The organism is Streptomyces sp. WELS2 (assembly GCF_013870595.1).
GTDB lineage: Bacteria > Actinomycetota > Actinomycetes > Streptomycetales > Streptomycetaceae > Streptomyces.
This window is the reverse complement of sequence record NZ_JACBWZ010000502.1, coordinates 1-4,689: the sequence shown is the minus strand read 5'-3', so window position 1 is coordinate 4,689 and position 4,689 is coordinate 1. Positions and strand designations below refer to the sequence as shown.

At 72.0% G+C, this 4,689-nt stretch carries 3 protein-coding genes; all 3 read right to left on the bottom strand.

The window, feature by feature from the left end; translation table 11 throughout:
* Nucleotides 1–67: 67 nt before the first annotated feature.
* Nucleotides 68–2,203 (bottom strand): EAL domain-containing protein, encoded by a 2,136-nt coding sequence (locus H5J33_RS24245; protein ID WP_181797002.1) that lies wholly within the window; start codon nucleotides 2,201–2,203, stop codon nucleotides 68–70.
* Nucleotides 2,200–3,012, bottom strand: a complete 813-nt coding sequence (locus H5J33_RS24240) for an SAM-dependent methyltransferase (RefSeq protein WP_181797001.1) — start codon at nucleotides 3,010–3,012, stop codon at nucleotides 2,200–2,202. The genes H5J33_RS24245 and H5J33_RS24240 overlap by 4 nt, the downstream gene beginning before the upstream one ends.
* A 271-nt stretch (nucleotides 3,013–3,283) precedes the next feature.
* Nucleotides 3,284–4,243, bottom strand: coding sequence for an SCO0930 family lipoprotein (locus H5J33_RS24235; RefSeq protein ID WP_181797000.1), 960 nt, complete (start codon nucleotides 4,241–4,243; stop codon nucleotides 3,284–3,286).
* Between the last annotated feature and the right edge of the window lie 446 nt (nucleotides 4,244–4,689).

The following is a 4,689-nucleotide window of genomic DNA, read 5'->3' as shown; positions in this document are numbered from 1 at the left end:
GAACTCCCGCGCCGGGCGACGCGCGAGGTGGGGGGAGGGCCGGCGGGGCGCGGGGTTCCGGCTTCGGTCAGGTCGCGTCCACCAGGGTCAGGTCGTGGAGCCGCTCCGGCGGGCCCGGGCGGGCGTAGTACCAGCCCTGGGCCGTGTCGCAGCCCAGTATGCGCAGCTGCTCGGCCTGGGCGCCGGTCTCCACGCCCTCGACGGTGACCGCCAGGTCGAGGCTGTGGGCGAGGGAGACGATGCCCTCCACGATCTTCAGGTCGACGGGGTCGGCGGGGAAGCGCTGCATGCCCTGGGTGAAGGAGCGGTCGAGCTTGAGGATGCTGACCGGCAGCCGGCGCAGGTTGGCGAGGTTCGAGTAACCGGTGCCGAAGTCGTCCAGGGCGATGTCGACGCCCATCTCGGCGAGCCGGCGCAGCGGTTTGAGGAGGTCGTCGTCGGCGCCGATGAGCGCGGACTCGGTGACCTCCAGGCACAGCGCGTCCGGGGCGACGCCCGCGCGTTCGAGGATGTCGACGGTGTCCTGCACCAGCCCCGGGTGACCGAGCTGGCAGGGCGAGAGGTTGACGTTGATCCGCAGCGGGCCGGCCTGCCCGCCGTGGCGTTCGCGCCAGGCGCGGGCCTGCCGGATCGACTCCTCCAGCACCCAGCGGCCGAGCGGCACGATGAGGCCCGTGTGCTCGGCGAGCGGGATGAACCGGTCCGGGCCGAGCACCCCGTGCTGCGGATGCAGCCAGCGCACCAGCGCCTCGGCGCCGCGCACACTGCCGTCCCCGAGGTGCACCAGGGGCTGGTACTCGATGAAGAACTCGCCGCGTTCGAGGGCGGTCGGCAGGGCCGTGGTCAGGCCGTGCCGGGTGATGGCGCGGGCGTCGGCCTCGGGGTCGGCGAGCTCCGCGCGGTTGCCGCCCGCCGACTTCGCCCGGTACATGGTGATGTCGGCGCTGCGCAGCACCTCGGCGGCGGTACGCTCGCCGGCCGGTCCCTCCACGATGCCCAGACTGCCGCGGACCAGCAGGTCACGGCCGTCGATGCTGATGGGGGTCACGAGAGCGTTCATGATGCGCTCGGCGAGTTCGTCGACCCCGCGCTCGGTGTCGGGGCCGGTGGTCAGGGCCACGAACTCGTCGCCGCCGAGCCGGGCGACCATCTCGCCGGGCGCGGTCGCGCAGGACTGGAGCCGGTCGGCGACCTCCACCAGCAGCCGGTCGCCGGCCGCGTGACCGAGGCTGTCGTTGATGGTCTTGAAGCCGTCGAGGTCCAGGTAGCACAGGCCGAACCGCTGGCCCTCGCCCGCGTTCAGGGCCTTGTCCAGCCGCTCGAAGAACAGTGTGCGGTTGGGCAGGCCGGTCAGGGCGTCGTGGGTGGCCTCGTAGCGCAGCCGCAGATTGAGCAGCCGGCGCTCGGTGGTGTCCTCCATCAGGGCGAGCTGGTACTGCGGGCTGCCGTCGGCGTCCCGCAGCAGCGAGACGGTGAGGTTGGTCCACAGGACCGTTCCGTCGGGCCGGTTGAACGCCTTCTCCACGTGGTAGTGCTCGCGCTCGCCGCGCACCAGTTCCTCGTACAGCCGCCGGATCTGCGGGGCGTCCTCGGGGTGCACCCAGTCCTGGACGCGCCGGCCGCGCAGGGTCTGCTCGGACAGGCCGAACATGCGCAGCAGCGCCTCGTTGACCTGGAGGACGTTGCCGTGGAGGTCGGCGATGCCGATCCCTATCGCGGCGCCCTCGAAGACCGCGCGGAAGCGGGCCTCACTGGCGTGCAGCGCCTGGGCGACCACGCCCTGCGCCCGCAACGCGGCCTGGGCGATGGCCTCCTGCTCGGCACGGGTGCGCTCGCGCAGCGCCTGCGCGTAGCCGGCGGCCATCGCGTGCTGCAACCTCGAGGAACGCATCCGCAGTTCGTCCTGGGGTCCGTCCTCGCCGCAGTACAGGATCAGGTAGGCGTCGACGCAGTCGAGGGTGCGGGCCAGCGCCTCGGGGTCGGTGCAGTGCGCGCCGACCAGGGCGGCCCCGACGGCCTTCGCCGCGTCCGCGTCGAAGCTGCGGGCGCGCAGCAGTTCGCTCAACCGGCGGGCGAGCGGCAGGAGTTCCTCCGCGAACTCGGCGCGGGTCAGCGAGGTGGAGGTCACCGGGTAGACCGCCCGGCTCCAGATGGTCGTCAGGCGGTGCAGTCTGTCCTCCGGCCCGTCCGGTTCCGCGCTCACGCCGAACGCCCCACGCCGGCGAATCCGGAGAAGGCATACGGATCCTCGTCCTCCGGCGCCGAGTCCGGGCGCCAGAGCGGCATCTGCACCAGTCCGGGTTCCACCATGTCGTACCCCTCGAAGAACCGCGCGACCTCGTCGCGCGAGCGCATGATCAGCGGGTTGCGAATGTCCTTGTATACGTCCACCGCTCCCTCGGCCCGCTCGGCGGGCAGCGGGATTCCCTCGTACGAGGCATGGGTGAGGATGAGCAGGCTGCCGGGCGCGAGCGCCTCGCGCAGCTGGGCCACCGCACCGTGGGGGTCGTCCGCGTCGTCCACGAAGTGCAGTATGGCAACGAGCAGCAGCGCCACCGGACGCTTCAGGTCGATGAGCCGCTCCAGCCGGGGGCTGGTCAGGATCTCCCGGGGCTTGAGGAGGTCCGCGGCGATCACGTCGGCGTCGTCGTTGTCCGCGAGCACGGCCTCGCTGTGCGCGACGGCCACCGGGTCGTGGTCGACGTAGACGACGCGGGCGCCCGGTACGGCGGCCTGGGCCACCTCGTGGACGTTGCCGAAGGTGGGGATGCCGGAGCCGATGTCGAGGAACTGGGTGATGCCCTCGCCGGCCGCGAACCGCACCGCGCGGCGCATGAACGCCCGGTTGGCCTGCATCACCTTCGGCAGACCCGGCATGAACTCCATGGCCCGGCGCGCCGCCTCCCGGTCCACCTCGAAGTTGTGCGAACCGCCCAGGTAGTAGTCGTAGATCCGCGAGACGCTCGGCACCGAGATGTCGATGCTGCGTGGGGCCCAGGCAGGACGCTCCATATATGTCTCCAAAGCGTGGACAGGTGTAGGCGATCCGGTGTTCGAGCAGAGGCTACTGATCGCCCGCCAAAGGAGCGACCTGAAACGGAAATTGACCATCCGTTCCCGGTCACTGCCTGCGGCAAGTGCCCGCGCGACCCCGGTCCGTGACGACGTGCCGCCCCGGCGATCCCGGCACGCACAACGATCCGCCCCCTCCGCGCGGTGCGGAGGGGGCGGATCTTCGGCCGCGCGCCGGGCCGGGGCGGGTGATCGACCCCGGGGAGGTGATCTATTCGCCCGGCGCGCCGACCGGCTCGCCGTCGGGCGAGACGGCGTACCAAGTACCGCCCACGCCCTGACCGTTGGTGTCCCCCGGGGCCTTGTCCCCGGAGAAGGTGTAGACGGGCCGGCAGTTGACGGTCATCTGCCTCGTCCCGTCGGTACGGGTGAAGGGCATGAGGCCCTTCTTCTTCACGCCCGCGGTGTCGTCGGCGGCGACCGGGGCGACGGCCGGCCACTTCTCCAGGCAGGCCCCGGTGCAGTTCGAGACCGGCTTGGGCCAGGCCTTGTCCTTCATGAAGCGGTAGACGGTCATGCCCTGGCGGTCCACGACGATGTCGCCGAGCTTCGGGTCCTTGCGGACGGACAGGCCGGGCATCGGGGACGACTTGGCCTTCTTGCCGTTCGGGGCGAGCGCGAACCAGGTGCCGCCCACGCCCTGGCCGTTCACGTCACCGGCGTTGACGTCCTTGGCGTAGCGGTACGCGGGCCGGCCGCCGATGGTGAGCTGCCTGGAGCCGTCGGCGCGGGTCACCTCGCCGAGCAGCGCCCGGTCGACGCCGGCGCCGGCGGTGGCGTCGTCGGCGGGGACCGGCGGCCAGGTGGTGGCGCAGTCGCCGGAGCAGTTGGACTTCGGTGGTTCGGCGGTGTCCTTGTCGAACCGGTAGAGGGTGAGGCCGGAGCCGTCGGTCAGCACCTTGCCGAGCTCGGGGTTGCTCGCCGCGGTGAGCTTGCCCGCGGGGGTGGCCGGGGCCGTGGAGTCCTGGGCCCCGTCGGCGCCGTATCCGTTGCCCGAGCCGATCGCGGTGCCGCCGCCCGGGTTCACGTCGTCGCCCGCCGCGACCGTCGCCCCGGCGTTCCGGGCCGCCGACGCCGCAGTGGTGCCGCTGTCCTGACCGCACGCCGTCGTCAGCGCCAGCACCGTGGCGGCCGTGGCCACCAGTGAGGCGGTCCGCCAGGAGGTCTTCATCGTCAACTCCCCATCGTCACCTGGATACCGCAGCGCCTGCCGCGCCGCCGCACGGCCATGGGTACGGGGGGAGGGGGCCGCCGTGTTCAACGGCGGGCGGAAATTCCCTCCACGGCCACGGCGAGGGCCCCGGCAGGCGGGCGATCGGCATATGCGGCTGTTTCGTCCGTCAAACCTCCAGTCGGCCAATCTCCCTCTTTCGGAGCAATCTCCGGCCACTGTGGGGTAATGCGGTCCCCCGCACCTCATGATCTGCGTCGTGCATGGACCCCGAGTGACCCGATGCGCACCCACCGCACCGGTGCTGGCCCTGCTGACGCTGACCTGGGCCCTGGTGGGCTGGCCGGCCGGCACCGCGTCGGCCGACGCCTGCGCGTACGCCTCGACGGGCCCGGACGGCACGGTACCTCAAGGCGATGGCCTGTCGACCACATACGGCCCAAGTG